General features: G+C 54.5%; 2 rRNA genes. Both read right to left on the bottom strand.

From position 1 onward, the window contains the following. Positions 1-166: 166 nt before the first annotated feature. Positions 167-3,289: ribosomal RNA gene (locus IFT88_RS16695) — 23S ribosomal RNA — on the bottom strand. Between the two features lie 466 nt (positions 3,290-3,755). Beyond that, positions 3,756-5,275, bottom strand: a 16S ribosomal RNA gene (locus IFT88_RS16690). The 16S and 23S rRNA genes sit together here, the layout of an rRNA operon. Positions 5,276-5,502 lie beyond the last annotated feature (227 nt).

The raw sequence follows: 5,502 nt of genomic DNA, 5'->3' as shown, positions 1-5,502 counted from the left end.
CCGCCGAAACATTTACCACACACCATTACTGGTGGTGAAGTCTGTTTTTAGACCATGCACCCGCCCCAGGGGGCGGATGAGTGTTCTGTTGAGTTGTTCCCGACCGTATTTCGGGAACCACATAGTGGACGCAAGCAGCTTTCCCCCACCTCTACAGGGAGGGAGTGTTGTCAAGTTATCGGCTTATTAGTACCGGTCAGCTCCATGGGTCGTTAGTCCCCACTTCCACATCCGGCCTATCAACCCAGTAGTCTAGCTGGGAGCCTCTCACCCCTAAGGGTATGGAAATCTCATCTCGAAGCCGGCTTCCCGCTTAGATGCTTTCAGCGGTTATCCGTTCCGAACGTAGCTAATCAGCGGTGCCCTTGGCAGGACAACTGACACACCAGAGGTTCGTCCATCCCGGTCCTCTCGTACTAGGGATAGATCTTCTCAAATTTCCTACGCGCGCAGCGGATAGGGACCGAACTGTCTCACGACGTTCTAAACCCAGCTCGCGTACCGCTTTAATGGGCGAACAGCCCAACCCTTGGGACCTACTCCAGCCCCAGGATGCGACGAGCCGACATCGAGGTGCCAAACCATGCCGTCGATATGGACTCTTGGGCAAGATCAGCCTGTTATCCCCGAGGTACCTTTTATCCGTTGAGCGACAGCGCTTCCACAAGCCACTGCCGGATCACTAGTCCCGACTTTCGTCCCTGCTCGACTTGTCAGTCTCACAGTCAAGCTCCCTTGTGCACTTACACTCGACACCTGATTGCCAACCAGGTTGAGGGAACCTTTGGGCGCCTCCGTTACTTTTTGGGAGGCAACCGCCCCAGTTAAACTACCCACCAGGCACTGTCCCAGAACCGGATCACGGTTCGTAGTTAGATATCCAAAGTGACCAGAGTGGTATTTCAACAATGACTCCACCTGAACTAGCGTCCAAGCTTCACAGTCTCCCACCTATCCTACACAAGCCACTCCGAACACCAATACCAAGCTGTAGTAAAGGTCACGGGGTCTTTCCGTCCTGCTGCGCGTAACGAGCATCTTTACTCGTAGTGCAATTTCGCCGAGTTCGCGGTTGAGACAGCTGGGAAGTCGTTACGCCATTCGTGCAGGTCGGAACTTACCCGACAAGGAATTTCGCTACCTTAGGATGGTTATAGTTACCACCGCCGTTTACTGGGGCTTAAATTCTCAGCTTCGCTTGCGCTAACCGTTCCTCTTAACCTTCCAGCACCGGGCAGGCGTCAGTCCGTATACATCGTCTTGCGACTTGGCACGGACCTGTGTTTTTAGTAAACAGTCGCTTCCCACTGGTCTCTGCGGCCTTTCCCGCTCCGGGAGTAAATCCCATCACGGTTCCGGCCCCCCTTCTCCCGAAGTTACGGGGGCATTTTGCCGAGTTCCTTAACCACGATTCTCTCGATCTCCTTGGTATTCTCTACCTGACCACCTGAGTCGGTTTGGGGTACGGGCGGCTTGAACCTCACGTCGATGCTTTTCTCGGCAGCATAGGATCACTGATTTCCCCCAATCGGGGTACGCATCGGATCTCAGGCGCATTGACGACGGATTTGCCTATCGTCAGCCCTACATCCTTACACCAGGTTCACCTTACGGATACCATCGCCTGGCTCAGCTACCTTCCTGCGTCACACCTGTTAATACGTTAACCGCACCAGCATGGGGTCGAGCGTTAGACCGGCCGGCATCACCCCGAAGGGATCCACTCAGCCGGGTTAGGACTCTTAGCACCACTGGATTAGCTTGGGCGGTTCTTCGCCGGTACGGGAATATCAACCCGTTGTCCATCGACTACGCCTGTCGGCCTCGCCTTAGGTCCCGACTTACCCAGGGCGGATTAACCTGGCCCTGGAACCCTTGGTCTTTCGGAGGACGGGTTTCTCACCCGTCTTTCGCTACTCATGCCTGCATTCTCACTCGTGTGGCCTCCACGGCTGGTTTACACCGCCGCTTCACTGGCCACACGACGCTCTCCTACCACTCCGTACGACTGAACCACGAAGGCTTGTCTATAATACGAAATCTACAACTTCGGTGGTGTGCTTGAGCCCCGTTACATTGTCGGCGCGGAATCACTTGACCAGTGAGCTATTACGCACTCTTTCAAGGGTGGCTGCTTCTAAGCCAACCTCCTGGTTGTCTATGCAACTCCACATCCTTTCCCACTTAGCACACGCTTAGGGACCTTAGTTGGTAGTCTGGGTTGTTTCCCTCTCGACGATGAAGCTTATCCCCCACCGTCTCACTGCTGCGCTCTCACTTACCGGCATTCGGAGTTTGGCTGACGTCAGTAAGCTTTTGGGCCCCATCGGCCATCCAGTAGCTCTACCTCCGGCAAGAAACACGCAACGCTGCACCTAAATGCATTTCGGAGAGAACCAGCTATCACGAAGTTTGATTGGCCTTTCACCCCTATCCACAGCTCATCCCCTCAGTTTTCAACCTAAGTGGGTTCGGTCCTCCACGACGTCTTACCGTCGCTTCAACCTGGCCATGGATAGATCACTTCGCTTCGGGTCTAGGACATGCGACTGGATCGCCCTATTAAGACTCGCTTTCGCTACGGCTACCCCACACGGGTTAACCTCGCCACATATCGCTAACTCGCAGGCTCATTCTTCAAAAGGCACGCTGTCACCCCTACAAGGAGGCTCCAACGGTTTGTAAGCAAACGGTTTCAGGTACTATTTCACTCCCCTCCCGGGGTACTTTTCACCTTTCCCTCACGGTACTTGTCCGCTATCGGTCATCTGGGAGTATTTAGGCTTATCAGGTGGTCCTGACAGATTCACACGGGATTTCTCGGGCCCCGAGCTACTTGGGATCCCCATTCAGCCAGCGCCAGCATTTCGGCTACGGGGTTCGCACCCTCTATGACCAGCCATTCAAAGCTGTTCGCCTATACTGCGCTGTAACTGTCCCTGTCCGGCAGAACAGGACAACGGGTCCCACAACCCCGACCATGCAACGACCGCCGTCTATCACACATGACCGGTTTAGCCTCTTCCGATTTCGCTCGCCACTACTGACGGAATCACTGTTGTTTTCTCTTCCTGTGGGTACTGAGATGTTTCACTTCCCCACGTTCCCTCTACCCGCCCTATATATTCAGGCGGGAGTCACCAGACATAACGCCTGGCGGGGTTTCCCCATTCGGAAATCCTCGGATCAGGGCTCGATTATCAGCTCCCCGAGGCTTATCGCAGATTTCTACGTCCTTCTTCGGCTCCAGATGCCAAGGCATCCACCGTTTGCTCTTAGAAACTTGACCACAAAGTTGCTGCCAGCCAAAGACTGACAGCTCAGTGTTATCTCATTCGCCAACCACACCCAAAGGGCGGATTGGTCTAAGAAATTGCACTTAGTATCACAAACAACAACCAACCCGAAGGCCGGCCCTGCTTGCGACTAAGATGCTCGCGTCCACTGTGTAGTTCTCAAAATACGGGCGGCACCATGAACACCCTGCAAGTAATGCAGAACCCTCATGGCCCAGAGGAAAAACAACCACACCATGTGTGGATGCTTGGTCCCTCAGGACCCAACAGCGTGCAAGCCCCCCACCCAGAACACCCTCACCTTCCAGACACCCGAAGGTGCCGTACTAGCGCTGATGCTCTTCGCGAAGAGCCATTGTCAATGTTCCACCCATGAGCGCCGGCCGAAGACATTCGCTTCGAAACCGACTTGACTCGTTGACCCCCGTGTATACCGCGGGGCGAGTACATGCTCCTTAGAAAGGAGGTGATCCAGCCGCACCTTCCGGTACGGCTACCTTGTTACGACTTAGTCCTAATCACCGATCCCACCTTCGACAGCTCCATCCACAAGGGTTAGGCCACTGGCTTCGGGTGTTACCGACTTTCATGACTTGACGGGCGGTGTGTACAAGGCCCGGGAACGTATTCACCGCAGCGTTGCTGATCTGCGATTACTAGCGACTCCGACTTCATGAGGTCGAGTTGCAGACCTCAATCCGAACTGAGACCGGCTTTTTGGGATTCGCTCCACCTTACGGTATCGCAGCCCTTTGTACCGGCCATTGTAGCATGCGTGAAGCCCAAGACATAAGGGGCATGATGATTTGACGTCATCCCCACCTTCCTCCGAGTTGACCCCGGCAGTCTCCTATGAGTTCCCACCATAACGTGCTGGCAACATAGAACGAGGGTTGCGCTCGTTGCGGGACTTAACCCAACATCTCACGACACGAGCTGACGACAACCATGCACCACCTGTATACCGACCTTGCGGGGCGACCATCTCTGGACGTTTCCGGTATATGTCAAGCCTTGGTAAGGTTCTTCGCGTTGCATCGAATTAATCCGCATGCTCCGCCGCTTGTGCGGGCCCCCGTCAATTCCTTTGAGTTTTAGCCTTGCGGCCGTACTCCCCAGGCGGGGAACTTAATGCGTTAGCTGCGACACGGAGACCGTGGAATGGCCCCCACATCTAGTTCCCAACGTTTACGGCATGGACTACCAGGGTATCTAATCCTGTTCGCTCCCCATGCTTTCGCTCCTCAGCGTCAGTTACGGCCCAGAGATCTGCCTTCGCCATCGGTGTTCCTCCTGATATCTGCGCATTCCACCGCTACACCAGGAATTCCAATCTCCCCTACCGCACTCTAGTCTGCCCGTACCCACTGCAGGCTGGGGGTTGAGCCCCCAGATTTCACAGCAGACGCGACAAACCGCCTACGAGCTCTTTACGCCCAATAATTCCGGACAACGCTTGCACCCTACGTATTACCGCGGCTGCTGGCACGTAGTTAGCCGGTGCTTTTTCTGCAGGTACCGTCACTTTCGCTTCTTCCCTACTAAAAGAGGTTTACAACCCGAAGGCCGTCATCCCTCACGCGGCGTTGCTGCATCAGGCTTTCGCCCATTGTGCAATATTCCCCACTGCTGCCTCCCGTAGGAGTCTGGGCCGTGTCTCAGTCCCAGTGTGGCCGGTCACCCTCTCAGGCCGGCTACCCGTCGTCGCCTTGGTGAGCCATTACCTCACCAACTAGCTGATAGGCCGCGAGTCCATCCTTGACCAAAATTCTTTCCAACTCCTAGCCATGCGGCTGAAGCTCGTATCCGGTATTAGACGCCATTTCTAGCGCTTATCCCAGAGTCAAGGGCAGGTTACTCACGTGTTACTCACCCGTTCGCCACTAATCCCTGGAGCAAGCTCCAGTTCATCGTTCGACTTGCATGTGTTAAGCACGCCGCCAGCGTTCGTCCTGAGCCAGGATCAAACTCTCCGTAAAAGAAAAAACAGCACAACCGGAATAGGCCATGACTGCTGAATTTGATGCTGACTAAAGAACAAAACAATCTGACGATTGTTGTTGTCCATCAATCTCAAAGAAACCTAAACACCACTCACAACCCCACCAAAAGATGAGACCACAAGCAATGCCAGGGTATAATTTGGCATTTGACAATGTGCACGCTGTTGAGTTCTCAAGGACCAAACGCACCCGAAACCCGGCCC

The sequence above is a fragment of the Frigoribacterium sp. CFBP 8751 genome (assembly GCF_014841545.1).
Taxonomy (GTDB): domain Bacteria; phylum Actinomycetota; class Actinomycetes; order Actinomycetales; family Microbacteriaceae; genus Frigoribacterium.
Note: the sequence above shows the minus strand (reverse complement) of the source record. Positions and strands in the feature narration are given on the sequence as shown.